Annotated in this window: 13 protein-coding genes; 6 read left to right on the plus strand and 7 right to left on the minus strand. The window is 45.0% G+C overall.

From position 1 onward, the window contains the following. Positions 1–68: 68 nt before the first annotated feature. The 3 genes from CPG39_RS09605 to CPG39_RS09615 all read right to left on the minus strand — a co-directional run bounded on the left by CPG39_RS09605 (position 69) and on the right by CPG39_RS09615 (position 2,146). A complete protein-coding gene (locus CPG39_RS09605; protein ID WP_013646228.1) occupies positions 69–494 on the minus strand; it encodes an Hsp20/alpha crystallin family protein in 426 nt (141 codons plus the stop codon). A gap of 225 nt (positions 495–719) precedes the next feature. Beyond that, positions 720–1,364, minus strand: a complete 645-nt coding sequence (locus tag CPG39_RS09610) for a hypothetical protein (protein ID WP_096294304.1) — start codon at positions 1,362–1,364, stop codon at positions 720–722. A 311-nt stretch (positions 1,365–1,675) separates the two neighbouring features. After that, positions 1,676–2,146 (minus strand): potassium channel family protein, encoded by a 471-nt coding sequence (locus tag CPG39_RS09615; RefSeq protein WP_096293102.1) that lies wholly within the window; start codon positions 2,144–2,146, stop codon positions 1,676–1,678. A 110-nt stretch (positions 2,147–2,256) separates the two neighbouring features. Between CPG39_RS09615 and CPG39_RS09620 the strand changes: the two genes are divergently transcribed. Beyond that, on the plus strand, positions 2,257–3,081 hold the full coding sequence (locus CPG39_RS09620) for a YiiX/YebB-like N1pC/P60 family cysteine hydrolase (RefSeq protein ID WP_096293104.1): 825 nt from the start codon (positions 2,257–2,259) through the stop codon (positions 3,079–3,081). Between the two features lie 81 nt (positions 3,082–3,162). Here CPG39_RS09620 and CPG39_RS09625 read toward each other — a convergent pair whose 3' ends face one another. The 4 genes from CPG39_RS09625 to gdhA form a co-directional block, all read right to left on the minus strand. Beyond that, the gene (locus CPG39_RS09625) at positions 3,163–4,248 is read right to left on the minus strand and encodes a calcium-binding protein (protein WP_096293106.1); all 1,086 of its coding nucleotides are present in this window, start codon (positions 4,246–4,248) and stop codon (positions 3,163–3,165) included. Positions 4,249–4,357: 109 nt separating this feature from the next. Then, the gene (locus CPG39_RS09630; protein WP_096293107.1) at positions 4,358–5,599 is read right to left on the minus strand and encodes a multifunctional CCA addition/repair protein; all 1,242 of its coding nucleotides are present in this window, start codon (positions 5,597–5,599) and stop codon (positions 4,358–4,360) included. Between the two features lie 3 nt (positions 5,600–5,602). After that, positions 5,603–7,516, minus strand: a complete 1,914-nt coding sequence (locus CPG39_RS09635) for a lytic transglycosylase domain-containing protein (RefSeq protein ID WP_096293108.1) — start codon at positions 7,514–7,516, stop codon at positions 5,603–5,605. Between the two features lie 159 nt (positions 7,517–7,675). After that, positions 7,676–9,019: an NADP-specific glutamate dehydrogenase gene (gdhA, locus tag CPG39_RS09640; RefSeq protein ID WP_013646221.1), complete on the minus strand. Its 1,344-nt coding sequence runs from the start codon at positions 9,017–9,019 to the stop codon at positions 7,676–7,678. 312 nt (positions 9,020–9,331) lie between these two features. Between gdhA and tkt the strand changes: the two genes are divergently transcribed. The 5 genes from tkt (at position 9,332) to fba (ending at position 16,410) form a co-directional block, all read left to right on the plus strand. After that, positions 9,332–11,350 carry a transketolase gene (gene tkt / locus CPG39_RS09645; protein ID WP_096293110.1) on the plus strand — a complete coding sequence of 673 codons (2,019 nt, stop codon included), beginning with the start codon at positions 9,332–9,334 and terminating at the stop codon, positions 11,348–11,350. A gap of 80 nt (positions 11,351–11,430) precedes the next feature. Beyond that, positions 11,431–12,429, plus strand: a complete 999-nt coding sequence (gap, locus tag CPG39_RS09650; protein ID WP_013646219.1) for a type I glyceraldehyde-3-phosphate dehydrogenase — start codon at positions 11,431–11,433, stop codon at positions 12,427–12,429. 133 nt (positions 12,430–12,562) lie between these two features. Then, positions 12,563–13,741: a phosphoglycerate kinase gene (locus tag CPG39_RS09655; protein ID WP_096293112.1), complete on the plus strand. Its 1,179-nt coding sequence runs from the start codon at positions 12,563–12,565 to the stop codon at positions 13,739–13,741. Between the two features lie 14 nt (positions 13,742–13,755). Next, the gene (pyk, locus tag CPG39_RS09660; RefSeq protein ID WP_096293114.1) at positions 13,756–15,207 is read left to right on the plus strand and encodes a pyruvate kinase; all 1,452 of its coding nucleotides are present in this window, start codon (positions 13,756–13,758) and stop codon (positions 15,205–15,207) included. Between the two features lie 138 nt (positions 15,208–15,345). Further along, positions 15,346–16,410 carry a class II fructose-bisphosphate aldolase gene (gene fba, locus CPG39_RS09665; RefSeq protein ID WP_096293116.1) on the plus strand — a complete coding sequence of 355 codons (1,065 nt, stop codon included), beginning with the start codon at positions 15,346–15,348 and terminating at the stop codon, positions 16,408–16,410. Positions 16,411–16,622: the final 212 nt, after the last annotated feature.

A 16,622-nucleotide genomic window follows, 5' to 3' on the forward strand; every position in this document is an offset into this window, starting at 1 on the left:
GGCAAAAATGGTTTAAAAAATGGAGCCTACAGGCTCCATTTTTTATTCACAACTCAAAATAAATCAAATTACTCGATTGCCGACACATTAATCTTTTTCGGCAACACTGCTTCACGTTTCGGAATAACCACTTCCAACACGCCGTGTTTTGACGAAGCGGAGATCGCATCGGCATTCGCAGTATCCGGTAAGCTAAAACGCCTGTAGAATGAACCGTAAGTCCGTTCCACACGCTTATAACCTTCTTTCTCTGTTTTACTTTCAGATTTCTTTTCGCCCTTAATCGTAAGCACACCATCTTCCATGCTAATGTCAATTTCTTCCGGCTTTACCCCTGGAATATCCGCATGAATGACAAATTTACCCGCTTCTTCCTTAATATCCACAGCGGGCGCCCATTCCGCAGTTGCAGTGGAGCCTTCAGCAGCACCCCGCTCCAGCTCTCTCTGCAGCTGACTCAACAAACCCCAAGGTTCATAACGTGTAATAGCCATAATAAACTTCTCCTTTCCTTATAAATTAAAAAACATCATATAAGCTCAATATAAACGCCTAACATCAACTCCACATAATTAACCACTTGAAACGTGGCGTTGTTACAATCACTGAAAATATACTTTCAATGCCGATATAAGGTTTATTTAATTTTTTTCAAGAGAGTGCATATAAAACTATACCCATTTTCAGTTACCTTTGATTTAAATAAGAAATTATATTTATTATCGGTAACGTCGTCGCCATCCATATATAATTGCTGCCGTGACAGACAGCAATAAAACAATCCAAATTCCATGTCGTTTAACCCATTCCATTGGGTTTCCCTGAATGGAAAACTTTGCCTCGGCGAGGTCAAGTATTATGGTATTTGTCTGTGCGCTATTTTGCGCTAATAAGTGCAACTGGAACCTTAATACCCGGTCACCTGAAGAATCCGGCATTACCCACCAACGCCATTTTGTCATACCCCCATAATCCGAATTCGGGTCCTGAGGCCCCTGTTGATCAATTCCAAACGTTGCTCCGACAACCTCGGCTTTCATGCGGGGGGACACCACACCGCTAATTCCTTGTATCGAAGTACCATCGGAAGCTGTGGCTGCAATTTCGTTCAAAAATCGCGCAAGATGCTTCGTTTCTAAATTCAAACTCACTTCAAAACCTTCATATTGTTTGACTGCTGACGGAATCGTAATCGCCGCGCTATCGATCGGTAATTTCATAAGCACCGGATTAAATTCTCTCTTAGCCGATAACATGTGCATCAATGCATTGATGGAAAAAGGTACGATGAGTAACACCGCTAATAATGCAATGAGCATGATCAAATTGAAATTTAAACCGGATTCAGGTTCTGAATGACGCATAATTTCTCCAGGTGTTGATTTTATAATCATATTATCATTTTTAGCCCTGCGCTTTTCCTAAAAAGTCGCGCCGTTATTTCGATACGTTTAGTCGACTCGGAAATAAATGAGAAGAAGAAGAAGAAGAAGAAGATGATGATGATGATGATGATGATGATGATAAATATTTTAGGTCCTTGAAGCATCATTCCGATCAGGAATGCTTGGATCCTTTTTATGTTTTAGGTCGTAATATGTGCACGTAAAAGATAATATCCCACGATCAAGATTAATTCTTTATTTGCATTGACAAGAAACGGCCAGAGCAAAATTTAATCTTTCGAATCCTTTCCCGATGAGGATAACAAATGCGGCCATAGTCGCTGCATCGCCAAGAAAGTAAAAGAAGCCGACCAGGTTATCATGGCCAGACCTGCCAAACCTTCAGCAGCACTCAACATACGAATAGCGCCAACGGGCAACAAGTCGCCGAATCCCACGGTTGTGTATACAACTGACGAATAATAAATAAAATCAAATAAACTGGTTTCATCTAAACCGACAATGTGCCCCATATTGGCACCATGCTGCATTAACATATAACCTAATGCAAAAATCACAATTTCTAATACGTGCGCTACCAACAAACCGAGCATGACGATCAGAACTCCGATGCGTTTATGCACATGCACACCCACCGTGCGACTTAAAAAACGCAATGCTTCGTAATGCAATATCACGCATAAAGTAACAACCACCCCGGAGATCATCAATCCCAACAAGTAAGAGGTGTGCTCATTCATAGTCTCAAACTGATTTTTTAATCACAAAACGTATTGTGATACATATAATAGAGAAAAGGTTAAGTGCTGAACATTTATATAGCGAGAATTACGCTTCATAAGAAAAACTCATGGGACAAGCAACTGAAATTATAGGACGTGGACTGGCGCGGTTTTTAACCAAGCAGATACGGCAAAGCATTCAGGTTGCAACAATCAGCCAGGAACAACTAGCAACCACTTTACGGCCTGGGGATGTGCTATTGGTGGAGGGAAATACTCGCGTCAGTGTCGCCATCAAATACCTGACGCAATCAACGTGGTCGCATGCGGCACTTTACATCGGTAATGTACTACCTCATGGCGCTCCCTGGGAACTCCCCCGAGTATTAATTGAGGCTGATCTGAAAGAGGGTGTACGCGCCATTACACTGGCGCATTACGCGCAAATGCACACCCGGATCTGCCGTCCTGTTGGCTTGAGTAATGATGATCGCAAACGGATTGTCGACTATGCGATCGCGCGTATCGGACATCGGTATGACCTTAAACATATCTTCGATCTTTTGCGTTATTTACTCCCAACGATCCCCGTTCCTATACGATTCCGCAGACGCTTACTGGCATTGGGAAGTAACGATCCTACACGGGCAATTTGCTCTACTTTGATCGCACAAGCCTTCGAATCGGTACGCTATCCAATTCTGCCGGAAATTCAGCGTACATGGTCGGATGATCTCACTCGTGCAGATTGTTATGCGGATATTTACCATATCCGCCATCACAGCCTTTTTACTCCAAGGGATTTCGATATATCGCCTTACTTTGACATTATCAAGCCGACAATTGAGAATGGTTTTGACTACCGCTCACTTGCTTGGAGCGATGCAATGCATGATCCCAAGCGTATTCAATGTGAGGTTACTGAAACAGTCAAAACCAAAGAATTATCATAAGCGCAAAGAATTCTTTGTTCACGATCAAATGGGGATAAATTTTTGATAATTGCTGTTCTTATTTATTCTTCAATAATTTTCTCAGATAAATACCACTCCATTTTGAGCCAGCCCCACAAGATCGATATTCAATGCATTTTCTACAGAATTGGCGCCAATTTCCATTAACTGCGCCTGCGTGGATGATCCGCCACTACCTTGCAACAAACTCACATAAAAATCATGCACTGCTTGAGTTGGTGTTACACCCACTACATTTTGATAGACTGCATCGACAAATTCATCATTGGATAAGTCCAGCACATTAACGGCGAGCTCGGATACCTCGAGTACGGTTTGCCCGGAATCGAACAAATTTAACCCTATAGTCACATAATCCGGATGTTCTGTAATCGCAGGCACACCAAAAGCTGCGCCAATGATTCGGGCAGTGTTGTTAGCAGCTTGTCCGTTATTGAGGTCCATTGCAAGTTTCGTATCTGCAAATTGTAGCCGCTCAATACCGGATAGCATATCGTCTCCCTCCGAACCGGAAATATTAAATCCCGAAGAAATCGTTGCAATGGTATAGCCGGCACGATTACCGCTGTAAATTGCTGTATCGATACCCAGGCCGCCCTCCAGAGTATCATTTCCACCCACACCGTTCAGCCTGTCCAAACCATCCCCGGCATTAATAATATCAGCACCTGGCGTACCTGTAAGATTGTCCGCGCCATTGGTCCCTGAGATGACATTACTGAATATCGTACCTGTGTTGCCCACAAAATTGGTCGGAGAATTGACGCCTGTCGAGCCATCACGGTTCAATGATGTTGTCCCGTCAGCCGGAAGTACAGCATAAGAAATCGCGCCCCCAATCATTCCGGGAAAATTTATGGCGCCATTGGCAGTAAATAAAAAACCATTTGGAATGATATAGTCTGGCGCAACTATTCCTAAATCCGCAAATCCCTGAGTGGCAACCAATACTGCCTTGCCAGCGGTTGCAGAACCGGGAAGATCGGTGCCAAAATTATAAGTATTGGAGGTGATGCCATTGGTTGAAATAATTGAGTGCCCTGCCCAGAAATGCTGGATATTGGCGTCTCCGACAAATTCGATGAACTGAACAGTGCCCGTTGCGTTTGAAAACACTTCATTGATATGGAATAGATGAAAGGACATTATTTTCTCCTTGAATCAATCATTAATATCCGCTACTCAAACTGGCAAAGCTGTAAGTCATGATACCCGATAACAAAGAATGAAGCGTCGCAATTAAAAAAACGTGCATTTATCGGCTATAAGCCAATTCAGCCTTTATTCTGGCTATGCGCGCTAAACGTACTTTGGTATTAATAGCGCTAGGCAATGCAGTTGACTCAGATAAATTCTGCTTGAGTTCAGCGGCAATTGCGCCCGCATCCACTTTTTTTGCCGCAAGATATGCTTTTCGAAATCGATCAGCCTGCGCATAAGGCTTGATTGCATAACCTGGACGGCCATGAAAATCGCATGCGCAAGCCTGTAAAAATTCTTCAAATCGTTCCGGTTTACGGTAAGCATCGACTATTTGCAGCATATTCGCCAAGGTAGACGGTTTGAGCTCTTCCGCCCGATGTACATCGCCATGATAGCGGGCCACCAGTAACGCGAGATCCCGCGATTCTTTAGGAATCCTGATACGCTCACACAAATTTTGTGTCAATTCTACGCTACGCGCCTCATGGCCTATATGACGCGGCCACTCTTCGAACGGTGTTGTGCCTTTGCCCACATCATGCATCAATGCGGCAAAGCGCACCGGCAGCGAATAGTTTTGCGCAGCGGCATAATCAATTACCAGCATAATATGCACCCCGGTATCAATTTCAGGATGCGCATGCGCCGGTTGCGGAACACCGAACAACACGTCCACTTCGGGAATAATCCGTGCCAAAGCACCACATTCCCTTAGCATATAAAACATTCTGGATGGAGTTTTTTCCATCAATCCGCGCGCGAGTTCCTGCCAGACACGCTCCGGTACCAGCGCATCAACTTCACCGTTATGCACCATATTATTCATCAGCATCATTGTTTCCGGCGCAATGCGGAAACCAAAACGCGCCGCAAAACGTGCGGCTCTGAGAATACGCACGGGATCTTCTGAAAATGCCGGGCTGACATGGCGTAAAATGCCAGCTTCCAGATCTGCGACACCGTTAAAAGGATCGATAATATTGCCGTTTTCGTCTTTGGCAATCGAATTGATAGTGAGATCTCGACGTGCCAGATCTTCCTGCAAGGTTACCTGAGGAGAAGTAAACACTTCGAATCCTTTGTAGCCGAGTGAAATTTTTCGTTCAGTTCGGGCTAATGCGTATTGCTCATTTGTTTGCGGATGCAAGAAAACCGGAAAATCCTTCCCCACCGGACGGTATCCCAGCAATTCCATTTCCTTCGGTGAAGCACCCACTACCACATAATCATGATCCTTGACCGGTAATCCGAGTAATTCATCGCGCACTGAACCGCCCACAAGATAAGTTTTCAATGATTATTTCGCCTTCACAGCTCCCAGGCGCTCCTTAAGTGTTGGCGAATTGTGCCCATGATCAAGCACTTTGGCGTAATACATCGAATTTTTCAAAACCTTCTTGACGTAATCCCGTGTTTCGTTAAAAGGAATCGTCTCAGCATAAATAGCGCCTTCCAGTAACCGGGTGTCATCGCGCCAGCGTCTGGCCCGGCCCGGCCCGGCATTATAGGCAGCCGAAGCCAGCAACGGTTGATTATCCAATGTATTCAACACATGCTTAAGATAATACGCACCTAATTGCAAATTGGTATTCACATCCGCCACCAGATTTTGACGGAAATTGGGTATACCTAATTGCTTAGCAACCCATTCGGCCGTAGCCGGCATCAATTGCATCAAGCCCGTTGCTCCCGCATGGGATTTAATATCCGCAATGAAGCGGCTTTCCTGTCGAATCAAACCATATACCCAGGCTTCATCCAACTCATGTCGTCGCACTATATTTCTAAGTGCCTCGCGGTGCGGAGATAAAAACCGCAAACTGAAATCATGCTGCGTTATCGTTCTGTTCGCGGTATTGATCGCGCGGTCATACATACCCTGACGGCGTGCTACCTCGGATGCAGCCAATAATTCCGCATCGGAAAATTGTCGAACGGTCCAACTCCATTCACGAAATGCTTCCGTACGTAAATTCATGCGTGCAAAAGCCAGCGCCCGCTGTATGCCGGGTCTACGCTCCATTGCGGACACCTCATCAGGACTTACGCGATAAGTTTTTTCTGCGATACTGAGCATGGTACCCAATTCTTCCCGTGCCAATTGGCCATAAAAACTATGCTCATCGCTAAGCGGAATTAAGATATTATTTGCATCCTGCATTCGGTTCTTGATGATTAATGCACGCGCTTTCCAGTATCGCCAAGTATCTATCTGCTGCTCTGCGGGTGACATTTTTTCGATAGTTCTCAGCACCTCATCCCAGTGAGCGAGCCGCAAAGCTGCACGTACCTGCCAGGCAAGCACGGTATCCGAGGGCGGATAGACTTGCGGTGTATTCTGAGCTTCTCTGAACCAATCCAAAGCACGCGAATCATGCCGCATTGCTGCACGATACCCGAGCCTTCCGAGGAAATAAGAACGATCAAATGGAGTAAGCTGATTTTTGATCTTTAACCACTGCACATAGGCTTGATTGGTATCATTACGCAGCAGACGCAATAGCGCGAACAAAGCAATTTCGCGGTCACTCCGCGATTTGATTTTATTTTTTAAAGTATCGAGGTAACGTAGTGGATTTTTGGCTGCATTATTCAAATCGGTGCTGCTTAACAACTCACTGTTAGGCAAATAACGGCTAATATGCATCGCCACGCCGGTTTGACCTTCTTCCAATGCAAGTCGAATCCGGGTCCAGATATCTTCCAGCGTAATCTGCTCACTGTAGATTAACGTACGAAAAACCGGTGTACAGCTTTCAGGCTGACTGGTCGGCGTAAACCATAATGACCGAACTTCCGACAGTACTGAATTATCTTTAGCATTCAGCCGACTCTGGTAGTAATAGCATAGAAGCTCGGTATCCCTGTTCACTGACAACGGATATTCTATTTCAAAGAGTGTCCATTGTTGATTCTTTCCCAAAATCTTGAGCCAATCTCCGCGCAATCGATCCGCCACCAGATCACCCTGATAGCGTGTGAGAAAATACCGAATATTGGCAATATCAGTAGCTTGCAGTCTCATACGCAATTTAAAATATTCCACATAGGGCATAAGCACATGGCGTTGCAGCTTTATGGAATATTCATCCAAACGTTTCACATTGCCAGCCTGAAAGGCTTCACGCGCAGCGATAAAATCAAGGTCCTGATTTGCAGATAGCGTTCCGGAAAAAACCAAAAGAATTAATCCCAAAAGGTAATTTCTCATAGCGACTTCCCGTACAGGCTCTAATGGAAGATATTTACAATCAAGAAATCGAACAAATTTTTTGCAAAAAATGGGACTTTCACATATTCACTGTAAAAGCCCAATACCATTCTTCAAGTTTCCGCAAAAATTCTGCAGCTAATTAACCGGTAACAATGATTAAACAATACCTTGGCCCAGCATAGCATCCGCCACTTTGACAAAACCGGCGATATTGGCGCCATCCACATAATTAACGCTGCCGTCGGGCTTGGTACCGTATTTCAAACAGGATTTATGAATAGCCTGCATAATTGCTTGCAGGCGAACATCAACCTCCTCATGAGTCCAGGATAAACGCATTGCATTTTGGCTCATTTCCAAGCCTGAAGTGGCGACACCACCGGCATTACTTGCTTTACCCGGTGCATAAAGTACTTTGTTATGGATAAAACACTCGACCGCTTCAGCTGTCGATGGCATATTTGCGCCCTCAGCAACACAAATGACACCATTATTAACGAGTGTTTGCGCATCGGCACCGGTGATTTCATTTTGCGTTGCACACGGTAATGCCACCTGTACCGGCACATGCCAGGGTTTTTCACCCGGTAAAAAGGTAACATTCACACGTTTGGCATATTCGTCCAGACGTGCATACAGATGATTTTTTACTTCCGCCAATACTGCCAGTTTTTCAGGGGTAAAGCCGCTTTCATCCACAATCGTGCCACTGGAGTCGGATACGGTAATCACCTTGGCACCTTGCGCCATGGCTTTCTCGACAGCAAATTGCGCTACATTACCCGAGCCGGAAACCGAAACACGCATCCCTTCCATATAGCGCCCTGCATGCCGTAATACTTCTTGAGCAAAATATACCGTTCCATAACCGGTTGCTTCCGGACGAATTAACGATCCGCCAAAACTCAATCCTTTTCCGGTAAATACACAATCAGCTCGATTGGATAATTTTTTCATCATCCCCGCCATGAATCCAACTTCACGCCCACCAACGCCGATATCTCCAGCGGGCACGTCGGTATCCGAACCAATATGGCGAAACAGCTCACTGATAAAAGCCTGACAAAACCGCATAACTTCCCCTGGGCTTTTACCTTTCGGATCAAAATCGGAACCACCCTTGCCGCCGCCCATCGGCAATGTTGTTAAGGCATTTTTGAAGGTTTGCTCAAACGCCAAGAATTTAAGAATTGACAGGTTCACCGAGGGATGAAACCGAACACCGCCTTTATACGGACCAATGGAAGAACTATGTTGCACCCGGTAACCCCGGTTTACTTTAACTTCGCCATGATCATCAACCCAGGATACGCGAAATATAATCACGCGCTCAGGCTCAACCAAACGATCCAGCAAACCATGCTCAGCATACCGTGGGTGTTCCATTATAAAAGGCCACAAGCTCTCAATGACTTCCGTAACCGCCTGCATGTACTCTGGTTGATTAGGATTACGCTCAGTCACATATTCACTGAACTCCTGAAGGCTCTTATATTTCATTTTTAATTCCCCGATAGATGAAAGGTTATGTGCGAATAACCCAATTCTGCCAAATAAATTTATACGCTGCACTGTATTTTTTTAAAAATGGAGTTTTTTGTGCTGTTACATTGAAATATCAATTATTGGAAAACTTCGTTGCGAGCAAATTGGCTTAATCAGCAAATAGGGTTTTTCTCTCTACTCTCTACTCTCTACTGAATTGGTTTTAGGCACAAAATGAAGGTCTCTAGTTGTCGTATCCCCTATCTTAGGGGATAATGTACACTTTTATTTATTTTATTTTTCTGAAAAATTAGGGAGCTAGTATCGATGGGGACATTCAAGGATTTTGACGCGACGGTATTTAAAGATTTGACCAGTGCGGTGCGCGCATTGGCGATGGATGCCGTGCAAAAAGCCAATTCTGGTCACCCCGGTATGCCAATGGGTATGGCTGAAATTGCTGAGGTACTGTGGATTCACCACCTGCGTCATAATCCTGGCAATCCGGGTTGGGTTGACCGTGATCGGTTTGTGCTATCTAACGGACATGGATCCATGTTGATTTATGCTTTGTTACATTTGACCGGTTACGATTTACCGATGGAAGAAATTAAAAAATTTCGCCAATTCCATTCAAAAACACCCGGCCATCCGGAGTATGGTTACACGCCAGGTGTAGAAACCACTACCGGCCCCTTGGGTCAGGGCATCACAAATGCGGTAGGCATGGCTTTGGCAGAAAAAGTATTGGCAGCCGAATTCAATCGCCCTGGTTACAATATTGTAGATCATCACACGTATGTTTTTCTCGGTGATGGTTGTTTAATGGAAGGCATCTCGCATGAAGCTTGCTCATTAGCCGGCACTTTGGGTTTGGGTAAACTCATCTGTTTTTATGATGATAATGGCATTTCCATAGATGGTCATGTGGAAGGCTGGTTTACCGATGATACGCCAAAACGTTTCGAATCTTATGGCTGGCATGTGGTGCCTAATGTCAATGGCCATGATCCTGTAGCGATTGAAGCTGCGATTGAAGCTGCGAAGCAAGTCAACAACAAGCCATCGATGATTTGCTGCAAAACGGTCATCGGATTGGGTTCTCCGAATATGGCCAATACCCATTCTGTGCATGGCGCCGCATTGGGTGATGCGGAAATCGCCGCTACTCGCCCGCATATTGGTTGGCATCACCCACCATTTGAAATTCCGCAAAATGTTTATAGTGTCTGGGACGCAAGAGCGAAAGGTCAGAAGCTAGAAATGGAATGGAATCAGAAGTTTGCGGAATATGCAGAAAAGCATCCCGCGGAGGCGGCGGAATTTAATCGTCGAATGGCGGGAGAATTGCCTGCGAATTGGAGCAGTCATGTTGAGAATGTTATTAATCAAGTCAATGCGAAAGCGGAATCCATCGCGAGCCGCAAGGCTTCGCAAAATGCAATTGAAGGCTTAGCGCCCATTCTGCCGGAATTGATTGGGGGATCTGCCGATTTGGCCGGTTCCAACCTGACACTATGGTCAGGTTCCAAAGGTGTCGACAATAATGCCGGTGGCAATTACGTCTATTATGGTGTACGTGAATTTGGGATGAGCGCAATGATGAACGGATTATCGTTGCACGGCGGCCTGATTCCTTACGGCGCAACCTTTTTGATGTTTTCAGAATACGCTCGTAATGCACTGCGTATGGCCGCTTTGATGAAAATCCGTAACATCTTTGTCTTTACACATGATTCAATTGGTCTGGGCGAGGATGGTCCAACACATCAACCGGTAGAACAAACAGCTACATTGCGTTATATCCCCAATATGGATGTATGGCGACCTTGTGACACCGTTGAATCAACCGTTTCATGGGTTCGTGCCATCGAGCGTAAAGACGGTCCTTCAACATTAATTTTCAGCCGCCAGAATCTGCCGTTTCAAAAACGAGACGCGGCAATCATCAAACAAATTGAGAAAGGTGGCTATGTATTAGCTGAAGCAAGTAACAACAGCAAACCGCAAGTTATTCTCATCGCTACCGGCTCGGAGGTCGGTTTAGCCGTGAATGCGCAGAAAACGTTGGCGGATGAAGGCATTCATGCACGCGTTGTTTCCATGCCCTGTACCAATGTTTTTGACCGCCAGGAACCATCTTACAAGGAAAGTGTCTTGCCAAAAGGTGTCAAACGCGTGGCCATTGAGGCGGGGGTGACGGATTTCTGGCGTAAATATGTCGGGTTAGATGGCGCAGTAGTGGGGATTGATACTTTTGGTGAATCAGCGCCTGCAGATGTGCTTTTCAAGCATTTCGGCTTTACTGTCGAAAACGTAGTCAAAACAGTAAAAAGCGTTCTCTAATTCAATTAAAGAATCTAGCGTTCGGATAACGCACTTCGTTTATCCGAATGCAATAAGTTTTTCATTCAAGGAGTTTTAGCATGACAATAAAGGTTGGTATTAATGGATTTGGTCGTATCGGGCGTATGGTTTTCCGCTCAGCAGTACAGAATTTTTCTGATATTGAAATTGTAGCAATTAATGATTTATTAGAGCCTGATTATCTGGCTTATATGTTGAAACATGATTCAGTCCATGGCCGTTTCCAAGGTGATGTATCAATTGATGGAAATACATTAGTAGTTAATGGCAAAAGAATTCGTTTGACCGCAATTAAAGATCCTGCTGAATTGAAATGGAGCGAAGTGGGAGCTGAAGTTGTTATTGAATCTACTGGACTGTTCCTGACCAAGGAAACTTGCGAAAAGCACTTGGTAGCTGGTGCCAAAAAAGTCATTATGTCTGCCCCTTCAAAGGATGATACACCCATGTTTGTATATGGTGTAAATGACAAATCCTATAAAGGTGAAAGCATTATTTCCAACGCTTCCTGTACTACCAACTGCTTGGCGCCGATGGCTAAAGTATTGAACGACAAATGGGGCATTAAACGGGGATTGATGACTACAGTGCATGCGGCAACAGCAACTCAGAAAACTGTAGATGGTCCATCGAATAAAGATTGGCGTGGTGGACGTGGCATTCTGGAAAATATTATCCCGTCTTCAACGGGTGCTGCCAAGGCAGTAGGCGTGGTAATTCCTGAACTGAACAAAAAATTGACTGGCATGGCTTTTCGTGTCCCCACTTCAGATGTTTCAGTGGTTGACTTAACGGTCGAACTGGAAAAAGAAGCGAGTTACGATGAGATTTGTAATGCAATGAAGGAAGCTTCCGAAGGCCCAATGAAAGGTGTATTGGGTTATACCGATCAGAAAGTGGTTTCTACCGATTTCCGTGGTGAAAGCTGCACATCTATTTTTGATGCTGAAGCAGGCATGGCCTTGGATAAAAGTTTTGTTAAAGTAGTGGCATGGTACGACAATGAATGGGGTTATTCCACCAAGGTATTGGAGATGGTTCGTACCGTTGCCAAGTAATTTGTATTGATTGATGCATACTTAAGAATATTAAGATTTTGATTACTATCTGAATTACTATTCAATTCGTCAAGACATAAAGGGTAGCGTTTGCTATCCTTTATATTTTTTAAAGACAATTCTGGAGTTTATCGTGCCTGTTATTAAACTTGTTGACCTTGACCTAAAAGGTAAGCGTGTATTCATACGCGCTGATCTAAACGTGCCTGTAAAGGATGGCAAAGTAACCTCGGACGCCCGCATTACCGCCTCTATGGCGACGATTAATCATTGCCTCAAAGAAGGTGCCAAGGTAATGGTAACTTCTCATCTGGGGCGTCCTGATGAAGGAATATGGACCGAAGAAAATTCCTTAAAGCCCGTTGCTGATAATATCGCCAACCGCCTAGGAAAACCGGTTCGACTAATCAAAGACTGGATGGACGGTGGATTTGATGTTGCTGCTGGAGAGTTGGTAGTACTTGAAAATTGCCGTATTAACAAAGGGGAAAAGAAAAATCTCGAGGAAACTGCGCAGAAATACGCAAAATTATGTGATGTGTTTGTAATGGATGCCTTCGGCACCGCGCACCGTGCAGAAGCTTCAACTCATGGCATCGCGAAATATGCCCTGATAGCTTGTGCAGGAATTTTACTGACTGAAGAGCTGGAAGCTTTAACTAAAGCGCTGTTGAATCCGGCTCGTCCCATGGTTGCTATAGTAGGCGGTTCGAAAGTTTCTACCAAACTTACCGTACTTGAGTCGCTGTCCGAAAAAGTGGATCAATTGGTTGTTGGCGGCGGCATCGCTAATACTTTTCTTAAAGCCACCGGCAAGAATGTCGGTAAGTCATTGTGTGAAGACGATTTGGTTTCAACGGCTAAAAATTTGATGGATAAAATGGCCCAACGCAATGCATCAATCCCGATTGCAGTTGATGTTGTGGTTGGTAAGAAATTTGATGCTAATGAACCGGCTGTATTGAAAGATGCCGATAGCGTGGCAGATGATGAAATGATTTTCGACATCGGTCCAAGAAGTGCACAGGAATTAGCGGATATCATTATGAAAGCCGGCACGGTAGTATGGAACGGTCCCGTGGGTGTATTTGAATTTGATCAGTTTGGTGGCGGAACCGAGAAGATTGCACGAGCAATTGCAGAAACCAAGGCATTCACGCTGGCAGGCGGCGGCGATACCATTGCAGCCATTCAAAAATATGATATTTATAACAAAGTCTCTTATATCTCTACGGCAGGGGGTGCCTTTTTAGAATTTTTAGAAGGCAAAAAGCTGCCCGCAGTAGAAATCCTGGAAATGCGCGCTAACTGATCGTCTAGAAAATAATGATTCGAAGAACAAAAATTGTAGCTACACTGGGTCCTTCCAGCGGTAATCCGAAAACTCTGGAACGTATGATCCGGGGCGGTGTCGATGTTGTTCGGATTAATTTCTCACATGGAACGCGCGAACAACATATTGAACTGGTGGAGATGACACGCTCATTAGCACGTGCGGCAGGATTTACTGTAGGGGTTCTGGCTGATCTGCAAGGCCCTAAAATCCGCGTCGGCAAGTTTGAGCACGGCAAAATTAGGCTTGAAGTAGGTGATCAGTTCATTCTTGATGCAGCATGTGAGCTGGGGAATCAGGAACGAGTCGGTCTGGATTATAAAGAACTGCCCGGTGATTTGGAAACCGGAGCCACACTGATGCTGGATGATGGACGCATTGTTCTGGGGGTATCTCAGGTAAAAGGTCATCAGGTATTCTGTGTAGTCGAGCAAGGCGGAATACTGTCAAATAATAAAGGTATTAACCGTAAAGGTGGTGGACTAGGCGCTCCGGCTCTGACTGGCAAGGATTTAGAGGATATCAGAACGGCTGCTGAGTTTGGCGCGGATTATCTGGCGGTATCATTTGTCCGTTCGGGTGACGATATACGACAGGCGCGCTCATTGCTGCAAGAAGCAGGGGGTAAAGGCATGATTATGGCCAAAATCGAACGCTCAGAAGCTATTCTTGCGTTGGATGATATACTCGAAGCTTCGGACGCAATCATGGTGGCACGTGGAGACTTGGCAGTTGAAGTAGGTGATGCTGCTGTTCCAGCGTTACAAAAAAGAATGATACGCTCGGCACGGGCAAATAATAAAATTGTTGTGACTGCAACGCAAATGATGGAATCGATGATTACTAATCCGATTCCAACGCGCGCTGAAGTATCGGATGTAGCCAATGCGGTACTCGATGGTACTGATGCAGTCATGCTATCGGCGGAATCGGCTGCCGGTGAATATCCGGTGGAAGCAGTGGAAGCCATGGCCAGGGTTTGTTTGGAAGCGGAAAAGGAATATCTGGTTAGCATTGATCGGCGAATGCAGAATATTAATCCGGCAACCATCGAAGAAGCGATTGCGCGTGCCACGATGTATACTGCGGGTGGCCTGCAGATTCGTGCGATTGCTGCATTGACGCAAAGCGGCGTGACCGCATTGCTGATGTCGCGCAGGAGTTCCAAGGTGCCTATTTTTGCGTTAAGCCCGAACGAAGAAACGCGCAGAAGAGTTACCTTGTTCAGAGGTGTTTACCCCGTAGAATTTGGTGAAGGATTGAATGACCCGGAAGAGATTCTGAATCTGGCCGAGCAGGAATTACTCGACCGCGGGGTGGTGCGCAGTGGTGATATTATGGTGATGACAATAGGTGAGCCGGTAGGTAAGACGGGGGGTACCAATACCATGAAAATTATTAGGGTTGGTGAATGGAAAACAAGGCAAGGCATTGATACAAATTAAAATATCTGCCACCGGGACAGCATAGATAAATATACGCACAGTTACAGTAAAAAGAATCAAACGTATTCATACAAAATAATCGCTTATACTAATACTTACAGAATTTATTCAGATGATTTAATAATTAAGGAGATCTAAATGGCACTTGTATCATTAAGACAATTACTCGATCATGCGGCAGAAAACAGCTATGGCTTGCCTGCGTTTAATGTCAATAATCTGGAGCAAATCCAGGCAATCATGCAAGCAGCGGATGAATGCAATAGTCCGGTGATCATGCAGGGTTCCGCCGGTGCAAGAAAATATGCCGGCGAAGCATTCTTGCGCCACTTAATTGCTGCTGCAGTAGAAGCTTATCCACATATTCCTATTGTAATGCACCAGGATCACGGCGCGTCTCCATCGGTTTGTGTCAACGCGATCCGCAGTGGGTTCTCGAGTGTAATGATGGATGGCTCTTTACAAGCCGATGCCAAAACACCGTCCACTTATGAATACAATGTCAACGTCACGGCGGATGTTGTTAATATTGCGCATTCAGTCGGTGTTTCCGTGGAAGGCGAGCTGGGTTGCCTAGGCTCACTGGAATCCGGCATGGGTGAAGCGGAAGATGGACACGGTGCAGAGGGTGTTTTATCCCATGATCAATTGCTTACCGACCCTGAAGAAGCCGCCGATTTCGTGCGCAAAACCGGTGTGGATGCATTGGCCATTGCGATTGGAACTTCGCATGGTGCTTATAAGTTTACCCGTAAACCTACAGGCGATATTCTAGCGATTCAACGCATCAAAGAAATCCATGCGCGCATTCCTAATACTCATCTGGTAATGCACGGTTCCAGCTCAGTACCGCAAGACTGGTTGGATATTATTCGTCAGTATGGCGGCGACATCAAAGAAACCTATGGTGTTCCGGTAGAAGAGATCCAAGAAGGCATCAAATATGGTGTGCGTAAGATCAATATCGATACCGATATTCGCCTGGCTATGACTGGCGCAATCCGCCGTAGTTTGGAAAAAGACAAAAGCAATTTTGATCCGCGCAAATTCCTGAAAGAAGCGACTGCTGCCGCTAAGGATATTTGCAAAGCGCGCTTCGAAGCTTTTGGTTGTGCAGGACAAGCAGGAAAAATCAAGCCAGTTTCACTCGAAGATATGGCTAATCGTTATACTAAAGGCGAATTGAACGCCATTATTAAATAATCAACCAAATTAAATTCTATGATCAATCACAAAATTGCATGATTGATCATAGAATTCGGATTAAATAGAGTGCAATATCGCTTCAGTACGAGTTAAATTCTGACTCCGTCAAAGTCCAAAGGATACTGGTTAAATCCTTAGAAGAAATCACTTATTAGTCGCTAAAACATCACCTATATCCCCAGCTTCAACCAATCATCAGATTTCATTTC

Source organism: Nitrosomonas ureae (genome assembly GCF_900206265.1).
In the GTDB taxonomy this organism is placed as follows: Bacteria; Pseudomonadota; Gammaproteobacteria; order Burkholderiales; family Nitrosomonadaceae; genus Nitrosomonas; species Nitrosomonas ureae_C.